Origin of the sequence: Actinoallomurus rhizosphaericola (assembly GCF_024055675.1) — a bacterium.
GTDB lineage: Bacteria > Actinomycetota > Actinomycetes > Streptosporangiales > Streptosporangiaceae > Actinoallomurus > Actinoallomurus soli.
The window spans coordinates 381,655-399,552 of the sequence record NZ_JAMXMW010000002.1 but is presented as its reverse complement, the minus strand read 5'-3'; the positions used below and the strand labels follow the sequence as shown (position 1 = coordinate 399,552).

Here is a 17,898-nt window from a genome sequence, read left to right as displayed (position 1 = left end):
GTTACTGACGGTCGCTGAGAGTTGCGATTTCGGTGGACAGGCCTCGGTCGCGGAGGCGGCTCAGGGCTGTCTCGTCGGCGGCGTCGCCGGTGATCAAGAGGTCGATGTCGGTCAGGGGGCAGACCGGGGCCAGGTCGGTGCGGTCGAGTTTCGAGGAGTCGGCCAGCAGGATGTGGCGGCTGGTGGCCCTCAGCATGCGGATCTTCATCTCGGCTTCGGCGATGTTGATGTTGGTCACGCCGGTTTCCGGGTGGATGCCGCTGCAGGAGAGGAAGGCGATGTCGGCGTGGATGTTCTCCAGGATCCGGCCGCCCATCGGGTCCACCAGAGAATGCTGCAGGGAGCGGAGCGTGCCGCCGGACAGCACCACGGTGAAGCGCGGGACGGCGGGTTCCAGTTCGTGGGCGGCGCTGAGGCTGTTGGTGAAGACCACCAGGTCGGTCAGGTCGCGGCGGGCGACCAGTTCGCGGGCGAAGAAGGCAGTCGTGGAGCCGGCGTCGATGACGATGCTCTGGCCACTGGTCACCAGCGCGGTGGCCGCCTTGGCGATCGCGACCTTCTCCAGGGCCGAAGAGCCCAGCGACTGTTCGAAGGACGGCTCGCTCTGCAGGCCCAGCGGCACCGACCGGGCCCCGCCCCGTACCCGGCGGATCAGCCCTTGGGCCTCCAGGGCGTCCAGGTCGCCGCGTACGGTGACGACCGAGACGCCGAAGGCCTCGGCCAGGGCGGCGATGCGTACGAAGTCCTGGTCCTGGACGAGGCTGAGCATGCGTTCGCGACGCACTTCGGCCGGCATCGATTCACTCGTGCTGGTCACGCCTCACCCTTCAGGTCCGGAGTCACGATGCCTGCGGGCAGCAGGTCGCGGTGTGCTTCCATCATCTCGTCACAGAGCTTTGCGATCTCTGGCAGCGGCAGGCTGGCCGCGGTGTTCGGGTCGAGCATCGCCGCGTGGCGGATGTGGCGGGGGTCCGCGTCCAGCACCGCGTGGACGGTCAACTCCGCGACGTTGACGTACGTCCGGTTGAGCGCGGCCAACTGCACCGGGTAGCTCTCGATGCGGCTCGGGGCGATGCCGTTGCCGTCGACCGTGGCGGGCACCTCGACGAAGCAGTCGTCGCCGAGCGCGGGGATCAAGCCGTCGTTGGCCACGGTGAGGTTGATGCGGCGCGGGGTGCCGGAGAGCATCGCGACGAGCACCTCGGAGGCGATCTCGGGGTCCTGCCAGCGGGTGAGCATCGGCCGTCCGGCGGCCATGCGCCGCCGTATCTCCTCGTAAATGTGCAGGTTCTGGCCGAGCCGGCCCAGGTACTCCCCGACGGGGATGCCGAGGCGGCGGATCTCGGCCTCGCGGCTCATGAACCAGGGCACGTACTCGGCGGCGTGCTCGCTGGACTCGGTGGGGAAGAAGCCGAACCGGCGCCAGATCTCCATCCGGACGTGCCTCGCCAGCCGGGGATCGGCCGCGACGGCGTCCGCGAGTTCCGGGTACAGGGACCGGCCGTCGGCGGCGAACTCGAGGACGAACGCCTGGTGCGGCAGGCCTGCGGTGAGGAACGACACCTGGTCGACGTCGCGGCCGACCGCGTCGGCCAGGAACGCGTGCGTGTCCCGTACGGCGTGGCACAACCCCGCGACGTTCGCCAGGCCGGTCGCGGCGCGTACGGCCCACAGCGACATCACCAGCGGGTCGGTGTAGGACAGCAGCCAGGCGTCGGGGCAGCATTCGGCCATGTCGGCCGCGATGCCGACGAGGACCGGGATCGTACGCAGGCCGCGGAAGATCCCGCCGATGCCGATCGTGTCGGCGATGGTCTGCCGCAGGCCGTACCGGGCCGGGATCTCGAAGTCGCGCAGCGCCGCCTCGAACCCGCCGACCGCGAGCTGGCAGACGACGAAGTCGGCTCCGTCCAGGGCGGCGCGGCGGTCCAGGTACGCCTCGATGCGCGCGCCGGCGGAGGCCTCGGCGTTGAGGCGGTCGGCCAGCACCTGGGCGGTGTCCAGGCGTTCACGGTCGATGTCGTGCAGGACGACGCGCAGCGTCCCGGCCAGCTCCGGGACGACGAACAGGTCGGACAGGATTCGCCGGGTCAGCTCGACATTGCCGGCACCGGTCAGCACAAGGGTGGCCATGGCGTCCTTTCCCTGTCTGTCCGAAACTTTGCGTTGCTGTCGGCTTCGCACGGCAGGATACGCCGAACGCGAGCGGGGCAGGGGATACCTGCGCATCCCCTGCCCCGTGGGCTCGCTCAGCCGACGACGATGCGGTCGATGTCGGGGGCCCAGTCGCTCGGGTTGGAGATGGTGATGGTGTTGGCGGATCCGGCGTTCAGGGGCAGGGTCACGCTGGTGGAGGCGACCGTCTGCCAGTCCGCGGTGGCGGGCGGGGTCACGCTGACCGGGGTGCCGCCGTTCGCGCTGATCTTCAGCGTCCGCGACACCTGGCTGGCGTAGTACACCGTGACGTTGGTCGCGCCGCCGGTGCCGCCGGCGACGTTGTTGAAGGTCAGGGTTCCGCCGTTGCCGATGTAGCCCGCCTTCTGGCCGCCGGAGCAGCCGGAGCACGACGCCACGACCGCGCCGCCGGCCAGCGTGTTGCCCGGGGCCTCCGCCTCGTACGAGACCGGGCTCGAGCCGCCGGACGTGCCCACGCCGATGGACCCGAGGCCCAGCCAGCCGTCGGTGCCCTGGGTGGCGTTGGCGAAGCGCAGCGGCTTGGCGGCGGCGTTGACCGTGGACAGCGGGTTCACGACGTTCATGACCAGCTGGTACGAGCCGGAGGCCACGCCGGTGGTGTCGACGCTGGTCTCGAAGTACTGCGGGTAGCCGTAGGACAGGTAGGTGGGGTCGGCGCCGACCTTCCAGTCCGGGAACGCCCGGATGCGCAGTGGCATGACCGTGCGCAGGTCCCACGGTGTGCTCCAGGTCTTCACCACCTTGCCACTGGAGTCCTTCAGGCCCAGCCGCACGGCCCAGGGGTAGTAGAAGGGCGCGACGCCGTCATTGGAGATGGTCACGCCGATCTTCGTGGTTCCGGAGACGGAGTTCTTGTAGTACGCGTGCGGAACCGTGAAGTCGTAGCCCATCGCGCGCACCGCCGCGCCGACGTTCGCGTCGCCGGGGGAGTAGCCGGTCGAGCCCTGGTCGAGTTTCCAGGTGGTGTGCTCGAGCTCGATGCAGGCCTTCATGTCGTCGTTTATCCCGGAGGCACCGGTGCTCCAGGTGCCGAAGGCGGTGGATTGGATGTCCGGCCGGACCTCGCCGCCCATGGAGTCGGTGATCCACTTGTTCTCCGTGCCCTCGTTCAGGTCCAGCTGGAGCTGGGAGTAGTCGGCGCCGCCGAGCGACTGCGGAAGGGTGACCCCGGCCAGCGGGCTGCCCTCCCGGAAGCAGAAGGAGTCGTCGTGGTAGCCGATGTTCAGGCCGTCGGCCGCTCCGCCGGCCGAGGTCGGGTAGCGGATCTCGATCTTGGTCTTGTGGAAGGCGTTGGCGTACGCCTTGACGATCAGGGCGGCGTCGGTGTCGGTCGGCATGAAGTTGGGGTAGCCGCCGGTGCCGTTCTGCGGCCAGGTGTGCCATTCGCCCCAGTAGCCGATCAGCCCGACCTGGATGAACCCGATCCGCGGGTCGCCGTCGTACTTGGCGCCGAACTTGGCGATGAAGTCCTGCAGGGAGCTGAGCAGGAACGGGTTGTCGTAGTCGGGGCTCTGGGTGTTCCAGTAGGTGTCGTTGTTCGTCGGCACCTTGCCGTTCCAGCAGGGGGGCATGCCGTTGGTCGGATTGCCGCTCGGGTAGTCGAGGTAGAAGCGGATCGCGGCGGTGTTGCCGTACGAGGCGGTTTCGTTGAGCATGCTCTCGACCGCGGACCAGTCCAGCGTGCCGCAGTCGGAGGCGTTCTTCATCACCGCCGACAGCGGGAAGTAGCTCCAGGTGATGCTGTGCGGGTAGCCGGTGTTCTGGTTGCTCCCCGCGCCGTAGTAGACGGCGAGGCCCTTGTCGGGATTGTCCAGCGGCCCGGGGGCGTACGTCAGCGGGTGGTCGGTCAGGGCCGGGTCGGGGCTCGGCGGCGCCGGCGGCCGGGCCGGGACGCCGTGCGGGACCGGGGTGCTCGCGGCCGTGACGCCGTGCGGCTTCGGGGCGTGCGCGGCGCCGTGCGTGGTCGCGGTCGCGGTCCCGGCGGTGCCGAGGGTCGCGGCGGCGGCCAGCGTGATCGCCGCGATCACGCGGGGGACTCTCCTGCGGTTTCTTCGGGGGTTCTCCTGGTGGGACATGCCGACCTCCGTGGCCGATCACAGGGACGAAGAGCCGGGGTGGTCCACGCCACCCCGGCTCCTGGCGGTGGTGTGCTTCCTCAGAGGGCGCGGCGGAGCGCCGCTGCCGTGAAGTCGACGACGCGTCCGCCCACGGCGACGCGGTAGCGGTCCAGCTGCTTGACCGGCGGGTCGCCGGCCAGGAACGCGGCCAGGTCCTCGCGCTCGGCCGCGTCCAGCCATCCGGGCGGGTCCGAGGTGGCGCGGAAGCCGCAGGCGTGCGCCAGGTCGGCCAGCAGCCGGCGCTGGTCCTCGGTGAGCAGGTTGGCGCGGCTCCGGAAGTAGGCGACGTCCGGGTCCAGCTCGACCAGGCCCTTGAGCCACAGCCGGTTCACGGACGCGACGAGGGCGTTCTCCGCCGTCGCGTCGGAGGGGTCGTCGGTGGCGTAGTTGGTCCACTGCGGCGCGACGTCCGGGCCGACCCGGATGCCGTCGCAGACCCCGATCGAGGGCAGCACGGGGGCTCCGGAGCCGAGCAGGTAGACGTCCGGCCCGGCGGTCTCGCGGATCAGCTCCATGGCCTGGCGGTAGGCGCTCTCCCGGCCGACGCCGGGGTCGTGCCGTTCGGCGGCGATCGCCGCGGCGTTGACGAAGTCCAGTTTGAGATACCGGAATCCCCAGCCGACCACGGTCTCCACCAGGGTCCTGAGGTGGTCGCGCGCCTCCGGCAGGGTCACGTCCAGCGCGTAGTACGGGCCGCCCCAGTTGTAACCGGCCGGAACCGGCGCTCCCGCCGCGTCGCGCAGGAACAGGTGCGGCTTCTCGCGGACCACCTGAGACTCGGGACGGGCGATGAAGGGCGCGACCCACAGGCCGGGTCGCAGCCCCGCGTCCGCGACGCGGCCGGCCATGGCCCGCATCCCCGCCGGGAACTTGGCGTTGGGCTCCCAGTCCCCGACCATGCGCTCCCAGCCGTCGTCGATCTGGAACACGTCGAACGGCAGCCCGGCCAGCCCGGCCAGGTCGGTGCGGAGGGTCGCCTCGTCGATGTCCTCGTAGTACGCGTACCAGCTGCACCAGACGTTCCCGGCCCTGAGCCGGGGACCGCCCGGGGCGACGCCCAGGTGCTCCCCGAGCAGTTCGGCGTAACGGGCGAAGACGTCGAGTTCAGGGCCGTACGCGCAGAACCAGGGCGCGTCGCCGCCTTCGCACCAGCCCGTGACGGTGTCGCGGTCGACGGCCAGCCGGGGCACGTCCAGGCCCAGGCTGCCCAGCAGCAGGACGTTCCCGTCCCCGGCGGTCAGCGCGGTGACCGCCGACGAGTGGTGGCGGGTCGGGTCGTCCCAGACGGTGTCGTCGGCGGTGAGCCGGCGCTGTGCCGCGGCGATGCGGAGCGGGGGCTCGTGCATCGCCCGCCAGCCGGAGGGGCTCCAGGAGTTCCAGCCGTGCCGGTAGACGTCGGCGTCGGGCAGCCGGTGGAGCAGCGCCACCCGGCCGGGCGGGAGGAGCACGCCTGATCGGATGGGGGTCGGAGGTCCGGAGAGTTCCGCGGCGACGCGATGGCCGCCGAGGTCCAGCAGATGAGCCATGTCAGATCGCATTCGTGTGAGGCAGGGGCCGTGAACGCCGGGTCGTGGCGGTGTCCCGGTCGCCCCTGGGGTGCCGCCGGCCGTACAGGTCCGGCCGGCGGCGCGGCTGTCCAGGGCTGAATCGGCTCGGTCAGGGTTGGGACATGAAGCCGTCGACGGCCTTCTGCGCCTTGGCCAGGGCGTCCGCGGCGGTGGACTTGCCCAGCCACACGCCTTCCAGGTCGGTCTGCACCTCCTGGGTGATCTGGTCGGCGTGGTCGGTGATCGGGTAGGAGAAGGTCTCGCCGGGGGTGGTGGCCTCGTCGACGAACACCTTCACGTTCCGTCCCGCCGCCTGGTGGGTGGCCAAGGCCTTCTGGCTGGAGGTCTTGATCGCCGGGAACACGACCCCCTTCGAGGCGACGATGTCCTGGCAGGAGGTCGAGGCCAGGAACTTCACCCACTGCCAGGCCTGGTCGGGGTGCTTGGTGCCGGTGTAGATCGCGTCCGACAGGCCGTTGATGAAGGTCTTGCGTCCCCTCGGCCCGGCCGGCAGTGGCGCGAACGCGAACTTCTGGGTGGCCGAGGAGCCCAGGTAGGTGTTGATGTTCCAGGAGCCGGTCATCGTCATGGCCGCCTTGCCCGCGTTGAGCACGGCGTCGGGCCCGAGCGTGGAGGCCTTGTCGTACGGGGCGGCGTACCCCTTCTTGGCGAGGGAGGCGAACCAGTCGACGGTCTGGGCGAGTGCGGGGTCGCTGTAGTGGTACTTGGTGCCGAACGGGTTCTTGTCCAGGAAGGTGAAGCCGTTGGCGACCGCGAAGTTGCCCCAGGTGGACTGGCCGGTGGCGCCGTCGTCGTAGATGAGCTCGATGCCGTGGACCTTGACGTGGTTCTTGTCGAAGGACGGGTCCAGCCCGTTGTGCCCCTTCTGGTCGACGGTCAGCTTCGCGATCAGCTGCTCGAAGGTGCCGCCGTCGGTCGGGTTCCACGTCAGGTTCGCCAGGCCGGCCGGGTCCACGTGGGCGGACTTGAGCATGCCGGTGTTGTAGGCGATCGCCACCGTGTCCCAGTCCTTCGGCAGGCCGTAGCGCTTGCCGTCCTTGACCCACAGGTCGGCCAGGCCGCCCTGGTACTGGTTCAGGTCGACCTTGTCGGCGGCGACCCGGGAGGTGAGGTCCAGGATCTGGTTGTTCTTGACGAACTGCGGATAGTAGGCGACGTGGTCGGTGAAGACATCGGGGGCGTTGCCCGACGTCATCTGCGTGGTCAGGTTCTGCCAGTACTGGTTCCACGCCGACTGAGTGATCTTGACGTGGATGTCCGGGTGCGCGGCGGTGAACGCGTCGGCGCAGGCCTGGTACGCCGGCTGCTGGTTGTTGTCCCACAGCGCGTACGTGAGGGTGACCGGGCCGTTCGACGAGTCCGAGCCGCCCGAGGAGCAGGCGGCCGTGGCCAGCGGCAGGACAGTGGCGATCAGGGCGGCGGTCCAGCGTGCGCGTGTCCTCATGGCGAGGAGTCCTTCCGCGATCAGAGGGAGGGGATTACTTGATGCCGGTGAAGTTCATGGACTCGACCAGGCGGCGGCCGAAGAAGACCATGAGGAGCCCGACCGGGATGACCGTGAGCACCGAGCCGGCCATCAGCCCGGTCCAGTCCGGCGCGGTGTTGGGGGACTGCTGCAGGAAGATGCCGAGCCCGACGGTGAGCACGCGCGTGCCGGCGTTCGGGCCGACCAGCAGCGGCCACAGGTAGTCCTTCCAGGCCCACACGACGGTGATCAGGCCGATCGTGAACAGCGGGCCGCGGCTCATCGGGATGATCACCCGCCAGAACTGGATCCATCGACCGGCGCCGTCGATGGTCGCGGCCTCCTCGACCTCGCGCGGGATGTTGAGGAAGAACTGCCGCAGGAAGAACACCGCGAACGGGGTCATCAGCATGCTGGGGGCGACCATGCCGGCGAACGATCCGAGCCATCCCAGGCTCTTGACCAGGGCGAAGTTCGGCAGCAGCGTGAAGATCGGCGGGACCATGAGGGCCATGACGAACACCCCGAACAGCGCGTCGCGGCCACGGAAGGCCAGCCGGGCGAAGGCGTAGCCGGCCATCGCGCAGAACAGCGTCTGTGCGAAGGCGATCAGCGTCGAGTAGATGATCGAGTTGCGCAGGTACAGCAGGAAGTTCAGCTGCGCTCCGGAACCACCGGCGGCCTGGTTCTGCGCGACCGTCGTCGCACCGGTCACTCGCCGGAAGTTGATCAGGGTGGGGTGCGCCGGCCACAGGCCGGTGTTGTCGGTGGCCAGCTCGTGGGCCGGGGTGAGCGCGGTGCGCAGCATCCAGTAGAAGGGGAAGATCGTCACCACCAGGGCGACGCCCAGGAACGCCCAGGCCAGCACCCTCCCGGTCGACCATCGCCGCGCGGTCGTCGTCCGTGCCATCGTCGTCGTCTCCTCAGGCCAGGTCCGAGCGGGAGGCGCGCAGCAGCCGCATCTGCAGCAGGGTCAGTGCGCCGAGGATGAGTACGAGCGACATCGCGGCGGCGCTCGCGTAGCCCATGCGGAAGTGGGTGAAGGCCAGCTCGTAGATGTAGTAGTAGATGACGCGCGTGGCGTTGACCGGGCCGCCGTGCGTCGGGGTGATCGCCACCGTGTCGAACATCTGGAACGACCCGATCACCGAGACCACCAGCACGAGCGCCAGTACCGGGCGCATCAGCGGCAGCGTCAGCCGGAAGAACATGCGCAGCTCGCTCGCGCCGTCCAGCATCGCGGCCTCGTACACCTGCCCGGGGATCTGCAGCATCCCCGCGTACAGCAGCAGCGCCGTGTAACCGGTGTAGGCCCACGTGTTGGTGAGCGCGATCGTCGGCATCGCCCAGGTCGTGGACGAGAACCAGCCGTGGGTGCCCAGGCCGGCCGCCGACATCAGGTGGTTGACCAGTCCGAGGTCGGCGTCGAACAGCCACAGGAACAGCAGGCCCACGGTCACGTTCGGCACCAGCCACGGCACCAGCAGCATCGCGCGGACCACGACGGACCGGGTCAGCCGGAACATCAGCGCCGCCAGTACCAGGGCCAGCACGGTCTGGGAGACGATGTTGAGGACCACGTAGTAGCCGGTGACCTTGAGCGCGTTCCAGAACAGGGGATCGTGCACCAGCGCCGTGTAGTTGGCCACGCCGACTCCGCGCGGCGGCGACAGCAGGTTGTAGTCCGTCGTCGAGTAGTACGCGCCGCGGATCGCCGGGTACACGTAGAACACCGCGAAGCCCAGCAGCGCGGGCGCCAGGAACAGCAACGCGATCCGGCCGTCACCGCGGGGGGCCGCCGCGCGGCGGCGCTCGCGTTCGCGGTGCCGCGGCCGATCCGCGGCCGTGGCGACCGCCGGGCCGGACCCGGCCGCGTCGACGCTGGTCGTGCCCATACCCCACCCCCTTCTCGATCGATCCAGCTTTCTGTTTCTGTCGATTTCCTTCGCTTGGAAGGCAATCATGGCCCAGTGGAAAAATTTGTCAAGGGGGTCATGTGGCCGTAACGCCGACGTCGCAATCAGCTGGTACGAGCCGTCGCCGCAGGAGCTCGCATGCCGGAGGCGTGACTTCGGCCGACCTCGCGCGCCGTCAGCGGCTTTCGAAGTCTTTCTATTGACGTCCGAACGTGAGCGGTGACTACGGCAGGCTGACGACGCTGCCCGAGAGGCGGGCCCGTTCGGCGGCCCAGACGACGCGGTGGCTCGCCAGGCTCGTGGCCGCGTCCGACTTCAGCGCGGCCGCATCGCCGGTGGCCACGGCGTTCAGAAAGGCCTCGACCAGGCCCTGGTCGCCGCCGCCGTGGCCGTCCGCCGCGGACGCGCCCGCGGTCGTGCTCGTGTCCAGGACCTCTTCGGTGCCGGTACGGAAGTCGACGAGCCGGATGGTCGTCCCGTCGCCGTCCAGGAAACCGTGCGTGCCCAGCAGCCGGGTGCGGCGGTGCTCCATGGGGGTGAACGCGCTCATGGTGAACGAGCACGTCGCGCCGTCGCCGAACTCCATGGTGACCACCTGATGGTCGACGACGTCGTTGTCGCAGGCGTACACGCAACGGCCGTACGGCCCGGTGCGCAGCGCCCGCAGCACGCCCTCTTCGGTGTGGTCGTCGGTGACCGCCGACAGCGGCCAGAACTGCCGCGCCGGGTCGCCGAGGCACTCCAGGTAGAGGCGTTTGGCCGAGTACGGGCAGGTGCTCTCGACGCCGCAGTCCAGGCAGCGGTCGGCGGCTCCGGGCGGAGCGTCCTCAGGCCGGAAGTGGGACAGGCCGCCGAAGGAACCGACCCGCTGAGGGGAACGGCCGAACAGGTACATCAGCCAGTCGATGTCGTGACACGACTTGGTCAGCAGCATCGGTGCGGAGGTGTCGGAACGCCGCCAGTTGCCCCGGACGAACGAATGCGCCTGATGCCACCACCCGACCGGCTCCAGATGCTGGACGCTGACCAGCCGGCCGATGCGCCCACTGTCCAGGACGTCCTTGAGCACCCGGGTGTAGGGCGTGTACCGCAGGACGTGGCAGACGGCGAGCATGATCCGGTTGCGCTCCGCCGCGTCGGCGATGGCGGCCGCCTCGGCCTCCTCGGTCGCCATCGGCTTCTCCAGGAGGATGTGATAGCCGAGGTCGGCGAGCCGGACGGCGGGCCCGGTGTGCTGGCGGTCCTGAGTGGCCACGATCGCGGCGTCGGCCAGCCGCTCCCGCGCGGCCAGCTCACTCCAGTCGGCGTACACCCGGTCGGAGGGGACACCGAACTCCTCGGCGGCCGCCGCGCGGCGTCCCGGGTCGGGCTCGGCCAGCGCCACCACACGCCCCACGCCGCCGGCATGGGCGAGACGGGCGTACGACCGTCCGCGCAGCCCCGCGCCGACGAGAGCCAGAGTCACCCGAGCCACGGCCGCCCCTCCCGCTGTTCCCGGGGGAGTTCATCATCCGGCGGGCCGGCCTGTCCAGAGCGTCAGGCGACGAGCGGACGAGCAGACGCGCGACGCACCGACCCTCCGTGGCGCACCGGTCTCATCCCCCGGGACGCTGAGCGAACTGAGGACCGCCGAACCCCTGGCCGCCACCCTGGCCACCCTGACCGAAACCGGGATTGAAACCGCCGGAGCGTTGCGGGAAGCCTTGGCCGCCCTGACCGCCCTGACCGCCCTGACCGCCCTGACCACCCTGTCCGCCCGGGGAGCCTTGGCCGCCCGGGACGAAACCGGAGCCGGGACCGGGACCGTAAGGGAACTGGGGAAAGCCCTGGCTGCCCTGGCCGCCCTGAGCCGAACCAGAACCGGACCCGTTGGATCGCTGGGGGAAATGCGGAATCTGCGGATTCCCATCCTGCCAAGGGAAGGGTTGAGCGGACTCTCGACGGCCGACGCTCCCACGACCGGTTGTGGATCCGTCACCTGAGGTCGTGGTGCGATGCGGCTTCGGCCTGCGCGTCGGCCGGTCCGGGGACGTGGCCGGCCTGGTCGGCTCGGCGGTGTGGGTCGGCCTGGCGGTGTGGGTCGCCTTCGGCCGGTGGGTGGAGCCGGTGGTCTGGGTCGCCTTCGGGGTGCGGGTCGGCCTCGGGGTGTGGGTGTGGGCCGGACGGGCCGTCTTGCTGGGTTTCGGCGTCTTGCTGGGCTTCGGCGTCTTGCTCGGTTTCGCCGTCTTGCTCGGCTTGGCCGTCGGGGTCGGTTCGGCGGACGGAGTCGGTTGAGCGGGCGAGCTCGGCTCGGCGGACGGCGTCGGCTTCGCAGACGGAGTCGATTGAGCCGGTGAGGTCGACGCGGACGGCGAGGTCGGCTTGGCCGACGGAATCGTCTTGGTGGGTGACGCCGAGGGCGACGACTTCGAGCCGCCCGCCGGGGCGGTGGTCTTCCGAGGCTTCGCGGTCTTCGACGCGGTGCCGGTACGGGTCGGCTTGGGCGTCGGCGTCGTGCTCGGGTGGGACGTGACCGCCGTCGGTGAGGGGGACGTCGGGCCCGCCGAAGAAGGCGGCGGGGCCAAAGGGTTCGGCCGGGCGCTCTGGTGGACGACCTCGCTGGTGTCGTGCGTGTGATGCGAGCCGGTCAGCGCGAAGGCCGTGCCCGTCGCCGCGGCGACGCAGGCCACCAGGGCCACGACCGGGAGGAGCCGGCCGCCGCCCGATGATTTCTTCGGCTTGGCGTGCGCACCGCGGGCGGGCGGCTGCTCACCGGTGGTCGCGTTCGCGTCTTCGGCCCACGCGGCGTCGATGGCCTCCCAGGCCGCCGCTCCCGAGCCGGCCAGTTCGGCCTCCGCAGCCCTGGACTCGGCGAACGCGGATCCGGCAGGTCCGACCTCTGCAGGCCCGGATCCGGCAGGCCCCGGCTCGGCAGACGCGAATCCCGCAGGCGCGGCCTCCGGTCGCGTGTCAGGAGAGGACCCGACCTGTCCCAGCGGCGTGGTGGCCGCCTGATCCGGGGAGATGGCCGGGATCTGCCGGGTGGCGTCATCGGCCGACGCGGGGGAGCCGCCGAGCGAGGGTGCCGCGCCGGCGTCGAATCCCGTCGCCGGCGGGGCGGGCGCGGCCGCGGCGCACGAGGCCAGGATCCGGTCCCGCTGCCCTGCCGGAGGCTCGTATCCGAGCGTCACCAGCCGGTGCAGCGCCTCTCCGCTCAGCGGGGCGAGCATGGCCGAGTTCCGTGTCTCCTCACCCCGTACGGAGGCGGCGGCCTCTTCCAGGCGCTGCTGCGCGTCCCACGCGAGCGTCTCGGCGGCGTCCCGCGTCACGCCGAGGACCTCGGCGGTCTGCTCCGGGCTGAGAGCGTTCGTCAGGGCGAGGACCTCACGGTGCCCGGGACTCAGGAGGGCCAGCGCGCGCCGCAGCGGGTCGGTCGAGGTGGTCGTCGCGACGCCGCGGAGAAGGGCGCCGCGCCGTACGCACTGGGCCCGGGCGAGCGAGTGCAGCCACACCGGAAGCCGTGCGTCGTCATCCGGAACGGCGCCCGGATTGCTGGCGACGGTGACGAAGACGTCGTGTAGCGCGTCGCCCGCTTCGACGCCGACCATGACATAGCAGTAGGCGTAGAGCGCTTCGGCGTACTCGTCATAGAGCGCGCCGAACGCCTGCGGAGCACCCGTCCGTAGGGCCTCGGTCAAGGACATCGGTATCTCCGTCCCGCCACATCGTCCCAAGATCGTGACAAAGTTACGTACAACGGCAGGAAACGGATAATATCCAACAAACCGGATGCTAGGCGCTCTGATCAGGCAAAATGTCTTCCGCCGGGGTGGAGACGGATCCGCCGAGCCGCTCCAGCGTCGAGTTCGGCGAGCCGGTGCCGGCCGACGTGGTCGCCAGTGGACGGCCGATTCCCCGGCTGAGCCGAGCCGGTCCGAAGAAGGGTGTCGCGCGGCGCCGGGTCCGGGCCGTACGGTGACCGCTGCCGGAGATGTACGGGCCGACAGGAGGCACTGGTGGACGACGAGATCGTGCGGACGTTCAAGGAGATCGACTACGACGGCGACGGCTACATCACCGCGATGGAGTTCAAGCTCGCCATGACCCGCCGGCATGAGACCGTCAGCGGCGACGAGATCAACTCGATCTTCGCCCACGCCGACGACGACGGCGACGGGCGCATCAACCTGGCGGAGTTCGCCAAGGCGTGGAACTCCTGAGGCGGTCGGCCGGTTCCCGGCGATCCCCGGGAACCGGCGCCATCGCGGACGGCCGAGCCGCGCCCACGGCCACCGCGCCCTTGGTGGGCGGCGCGGGACATCGTCTCCACCTTCCCCTCCTGATGCCGCCTTGTCGTGTTCGATTGACGCGGTCGCCTCGCGCACGGCTGTGACCGTCCTTGACTCTCCTGGGGGCGGTGGTGAAGGAGACCTTGGCGGGACACTGACCCGCCGCCGTTCGGTGACGCTCGCCGGGTGACTCCGGCGCTGGGATCCTGGGGCTCTCGCCGGTGATCTACGAGCCTGGAGAAAACCGACATGACGCCATAACGGCTTCAATCGGCCTATTTCGGGCATTAAGGGATTCTTTGGCGGTGTCGTTCGTTGCCGCAAAGGTGATCGTTCGCACCCCGGCCGTACGGCCGTCCGTGTTCCACCGGTCGTACGGCGGGCCGACTGAATGCCTAATGATCTAGGCTGGCGGCTGGAACACAGGAGTGCATATGGGACAAGGCGCGGTGGACGGCGTCTCCGACGGCAAGGACGATGCCGCCGGCGGTGAAGCGGGGAGCGACTCCCCGGCCCAGGACGGCGAGGGCGACGCCGGAGGGCGTTCCGAAGAGCAGAGCCTCACGGCCGGTCCGGGCGCTCGGCGCGGCGCGACCGCCGCGGACGGTGTCTCGGTCGTTCAGGCCGCGGCGGCCCCCAAGCAGGCGGCGTCGACGCCTGCCGAAGGGACCGAGACGGCGGCGGGTGACGCCACGGACGGCTCCGCCGTTTCCTGCGCGGACGCTTCCGTGACCGACGGGGCCCGGCCCGAGGATGCCGAGCCGGCATCCGATCCGGCCGCCACCGCCACCGAGATTCCCGCCGGCGCGCCGTCCGGGACCGGCCCGGACGCCGCCGACTCGGACGACCCGGACACGGTCGCCGAGGTGACGGACGGCCCGGCCGATGCGGAGGTCGCCGGTCCCGACGCCGAGGCCGATTCCGAGGCCGAGGCCGATTCCGGCACCGAGGCCGATTCCGGCGGTGAAGAGGCCCCGGCGAAGGCAGGGGGCGGGCGTGGTCTGCTGAACGCGCTCGGGCTGACGGTCGCCTCCGCGGTGGTCTGGGGCATCGCGCACCTGTGGGCCGGACGCCGCGTCGCCGGAGTCCTCCTGATGGGGCTGTTCGCGATTCTGGTCGGCGGCGGAGTGTTCGTCGCCCTGAGGTACCAGCACGACCTCAAGCAGATCGCGGTGCAACGCGACTGGCTCGAGGGCATCACCGGCGGCATCCTGGCGCTCGCGCTCCTGTGGGCCGGTGTCGTCGTCCGTTCGTACCAGGTCGTCCGCCCCACCGGCATGGCCTGGACCGGGCGAATCCTCGCGGGCGGGATGGTCCTGGTGCTGGTCGTCGGGGTGTGCTCCCCGCTCGTCTGGGCCGCGCGCAGCACCTACACCTTGCGGGACACCATCGGCACGATCTTCCACGGCGACCAGGCGCGGCCGCAGCCGGTGAACGTGGACGACCCGTGGAAGGACAAGCCGCGGGTCAACATCCTCCTGCTCGGCGGCGACGGGGCCGGGGACCGGGTCGGCATCCGTACGGACAGCATGACGGTGGCGAGCATCGACACCAAGACCGGCGACACGGTCCTGCTCAGCCTGCCGCGCAACCTGCAGCACTTCCCGGTGATCCCCCGGCTGCGGTCCCGGTGGCCGGACGGGTTCACCGGCGTGGGCGCCCCGGGCGACGAGGGGCTGCTGAACGAGTTGTTCCAGGACGCCGAGGACGACCCTTCGCTCGTGCCGGGCTTCGACAAGGGTCGGCGCGGGCCCGAACTGGTCCGTGAGGAGATCTCGTACCTCATCGGCCAGCCCATCGACTACTACATCCTCGTCAACCTGTTCGGCTTCGCGGACATCGTCGACGCGATGGGCGGGGTCAAGGTCCACATCGCCCAGGACATCCCGTTCGGCGGCCCGGAGGACGGCAGCGCGCCGACCGGGGTGCTCAAGGCCGGCGACCGGGACCTCAGCGGCAAGGAGGCGCTCTGGTACGGGCGGTCGCGGACGGCGAGTGACGACTTCACCCGGATGGGCCGGCAGAAGTGCCTGATGAAGGCGATCGCCGAGCAGGCCGACCCGCAGCGGGTGCTGACCCGGTTCCAGCAGCTCGCGGCCGCGGCGAAGAAGACGATCTCCAGCAACATCCCGGCCGAGCTGCTGCCCGCCCTGATCAAGCTCTCCGAGACGATGAAGCACGGCGCGCAGATCAGCAGCCTGATGTTCGTGCCGCCGCAGTTCCACGTCTACCGGCCGGACCTGCAGGTCATGCGGCGTGCGGCCGCCGCCGCGATCGAGGCAAGTGGGGAGCGCTCGGCGACCGCCTCGCCCACGCCGGAGGTGTCCGGAGCCGCGAGCACGTCCGCTCAGCCGTCCGGTACGCCCGGCCCCGTGGCGTCGCCGGCCGGAATGGGCAGCCCCGTCCCGTCGGCGTCGGCGGGCGCCTCGGCCGGGGAGAGCGCGGCGGCGTCTCCGGACGACTCGGCCGGTCCGAGCGCAGGTGCGGACGCGTCCGGCAGTGCTTCTCCCAAGGCCGGTGCGAAGGACAAGGCCGTCTCGCTGACGGCCGCCTGCGGCGGCTAGTCCGTAACGGATATACGCCATTCACATGGCACTTCGTGAGGTTTTTCCGAATGCCGTGATAACTGGGGCCAGTGTGCCTTACCGTGCTATCGGGCCAGGTAGGGTCACAGGTCGGGTACGATCCTGCAGTCAATGCCAAGGGTTACTGACCGCATCCAAACAATCACTTTGCAAACCGGTCGGCGCGGCCGCACGTCCCTGTTGGGGATGCGCGCCCGGAGCGAGCAGCGCTCGCGAGCAGAGGATCAGGAGACTTCATGGCACGGCAGGTTGGGGGGCGTGAGCCCGTACCCGTCGCCGGTTTGTGGCGGGCGCTGGGGCTGACACTCGCCTCCGCGGTCGTGTGGGGGGTTGCTCACGTGGCGGCCGGTCGCCGGGCCGCCGGATTCACCCTGATGGGAGTCCTCGCGTTGCTTCTCGCGGGGACCGCCACCTTGGGACTGACCTTCCAGGACAAGCTGAAGCAGATCGCCGTTCAGGGCACGTGGCTGAACGTCATCACCGTGGCGATCCTGGTGCTGGCGCTGGCCTGGGCGGCGATCGTGATCCGGTCGTACCAGGTGGTGCGGCCCGCGGGGTTGCCCACGGCGATGCGGGTGGCGTCGACGACGCTGGTCGTGGTGCTGTCGTTGTTGATCTGCACGCCGTTCGTGTACGCGGCGAACACCACCTATGTGCTGCGGGACACGTTGTCGAAGATCTTCCCCGGTGATGACAACTCCGGCGAGAAGGTGAACGCGGCGAATCCGTGGAAGAACATGCCGCGGGTGAACATCCTGCTGCTGGGCGGTGACGGCGGTAAGGACCGCACCGGCATCCGTACCGACAGCATGACGGTCGCCAGCATCAACACCAAGACCGGCGACACGGTCCTGTTCAGCCTGCCCCGGAACCTGCAGCACTTCCAGATGCCGCCGCGGCTCCGGGCGAAGTGGCCGCAGGGCTACACCGGAGACCCGGGGGACCAGGGCCTGCTGAACGAGCTGTACATCGAGGCGCAGCGGCACCCCGACCTGCTGCCGAAGTACAAGAAGGCGTCCCAGCGCGGCCCGCACCTGCTCGAAGAGGTCATCGGCTACCTCACCGGCCTGAAGATCAACTACTACGTGCTGGTGAACCTGTCCGGGTTCAAGGACATCGTGAACGCCATGGGCGGTGTCACGGTCCATATCGAGAAGCGGCTGCCCATCGGCGGGGAGCCGGAGCGGGGCATCCCGCCGTCCGGATACCTGCAGCCGGGCACCCACCACCTGAACGGCGAGCAGGCGCTGTGGTACGGCCGCAGCCGGCACGCCGACGACGACTTCCACCGCATGGACCGGCAGAAGTGCCTGATGAAGGACATCGCGGACCAGGCCGATCCGCAGAAGGTCGTCACGCACTTCGAGAAGCTGGCCAAGGCGGCGACCAACACGATCTACACGAACATCCCGTCGGCACTGCTCCCGGCGCTCGTGAAGCTGTCCGGCACCGTGAAGGGCGGCGCCGACATCCACAGCCTCGCCTACAACCCGGCCAAGATCCCCGGCTTCCACGTCTACCAGCCGAGTGTCCTGATCATGCGGAACGCCGCGGCCAAGGCCATCGCGGAGAGCGACAACCCGCAGAAGGCCAAGCCCACGGCGACGGCCACCGCCAAAACGAACAAACGGAAGACTCCGCGCGTCTCACCCAGTGCGACGGCCACGTCCACCGGTTCGGACAGTGCGGTCTCTCTGAAGAACGTCTGTGGCTGAGCCGGTCGGCTGAGCGGTGACGCTCGCCGCCGACCTCGGGTCGGTCTGTGACTGACGTCGCGTCCGAC

Annotated in this window: 13 protein-coding genes; 4 read left to right on the top strand and 9 right to left on the bottom strand. The window is 70.1% G+C overall.

Going from position 1 to position 17,898, the window contains the following annotated elements; genetic code table 11:
• Window position 1 precedes the first annotated feature (1 nt).
• The 9 genes from NE234_RS05730 to NE234_RS05690 all read right to left on the bottom strand — a co-directional run bounded on the left by NE234_RS05730 (window position 2) and on the right by NE234_RS05690 (window position 12,945).
• Entirely contained in the window at window positions 2–817 is an 816-nt protein-coding gene (locus NE234_RS05730; RefSeq protein ID WP_252777789.1) for a DeoR/GlpR family DNA-binding transcription regulator, read from the bottom strand.
• Complete coding sequence (locus NE234_RS05725; protein WP_252777788.1) at window positions 814–2,133, bottom strand: family 4 glycosyl hydrolase; 1,320 nt, start codon at window positions 2,131–2,133, stop codon at window positions 814–816. Before NE234_RS05725 ends, NE234_RS05730 begins: the two co-directional genes overlap by 4 nt.
• A 116-nt stretch (window positions 2,134–2,249) precedes the next feature.
• Complete coding sequence (locus tag NE234_RS45185; protein WP_252777787.1) at window positions 2,250–4,223, bottom strand: DUF4832 domain-containing protein; 1,974 nt, start codon at window positions 4,221–4,223, stop codon at window positions 2,250–2,252.
• Between the two features lie 128 nt (window positions 4,224–4,351).
• The gene (locus NE234_RS05715) at window positions 4,352–5,839 is read right to left on the bottom strand and encodes a glycoside hydrolase family 36 protein (RefSeq protein WP_252777786.1); all 1,488 of its coding nucleotides are present in this window, start codon (window positions 5,837–5,839) and stop codon (window positions 4,352–4,354) included.
• Window positions 5,840–5,969: 130 nt separating this feature from the next.
• Complete coding sequence (locus tag NE234_RS05710; protein ID WP_252777785.1) at window positions 5,970–7,325, bottom strand: ABC transporter substrate-binding protein; 1,356 nt, start codon at window positions 7,323–7,325, stop codon at window positions 5,970–5,972.
• Between the two features lie 34 nt (window positions 7,326–7,359).
• Window positions 7,360–8,256 (bottom strand): carbohydrate ABC transporter permease, encoded by an 897-nt coding sequence (locus tag NE234_RS05705; protein ID WP_252777784.1) that lies wholly within the window; start codon window positions 8,254–8,256, stop codon window positions 7,360–7,362.
• A gap of 13 nt (window positions 8,257–8,269) precedes the next feature.
• The gene (locus tag NE234_RS05700) at window positions 8,270–9,241 is read right to left on the bottom strand and encodes a carbohydrate ABC transporter permease (protein WP_252777783.1); all 972 of its coding nucleotides are present in this window, start codon (window positions 9,239–9,241) and stop codon (window positions 8,270–8,272) included.
• 244 nt (window positions 9,242–9,485) lie between these two features.
• Window positions 9,486–10,736 (bottom strand): Gfo/Idh/MocA family protein, encoded by a 1,251-nt coding sequence (locus NE234_RS05695; RefSeq protein ID WP_252777782.1) that lies wholly within the window; start codon window positions 10,734–10,736, stop codon window positions 9,486–9,488.
• Window positions 10,737–10,857: 121 nt separating this feature from the next.
• Entirely contained in the window at window positions 10,858–12,945 is a 2,088-nt protein-coding gene (locus tag NE234_RS05690; RefSeq protein ID WP_252777781.1) for an RNA polymerase sigma factor, read from the bottom strand.
• 110 nt (window positions 12,946–13,055) lie between these two features.
• Here NE234_RS05690 and NE234_RS05685 point away from each other — a divergent pair, with 110 nt between their 5' ends.
• The 4 genes from NE234_RS05685 (at window position 13,056) to NE234_RS05670 (ending at window position 17,830) form a co-directional block, all read left to right on the top strand.
• Window positions 13,056–13,220, top strand: a complete 165-nt coding sequence (locus NE234_RS05685; protein WP_252777780.1) for a hypothetical protein — start codon at window positions 13,056–13,058, stop codon at window positions 13,218–13,220.
• A 37-nt stretch (window positions 13,221–13,257) separates the two neighbouring features.
• On the top strand, window positions 13,258–13,461 hold the full coding sequence (locus NE234_RS05680) for an EF-hand domain-containing protein (RefSeq protein ID WP_252777779.1): 204 nt from the start codon (window positions 13,258–13,260) through the stop codon (window positions 13,459–13,461).
• A 503-nt stretch (window positions 13,462–13,964) separates the two neighbouring features.
• Window positions 13,965–16,094 carry an LCP family glycopolymer transferase gene (locus tag NE234_RS05675; protein ID WP_252777778.1) on the top strand — a complete coding sequence of 710 codons (2,130 nt, stop codon included), beginning with the start codon at window positions 13,965–13,967 and terminating at the stop codon, window positions 16,092–16,094.
• A gap of 257 nt (window positions 16,095–16,351) precedes the next feature.
• Window positions 16,352–17,830: an LCP family protein gene (locus NE234_RS05670; protein WP_252777777.1), complete on the top strand. Its 1,479-nt coding sequence runs from the start codon at window positions 16,352–16,354 to the stop codon at window positions 17,828–17,830.
• Window positions 17,831–17,898 lie beyond the last annotated feature (68 nt).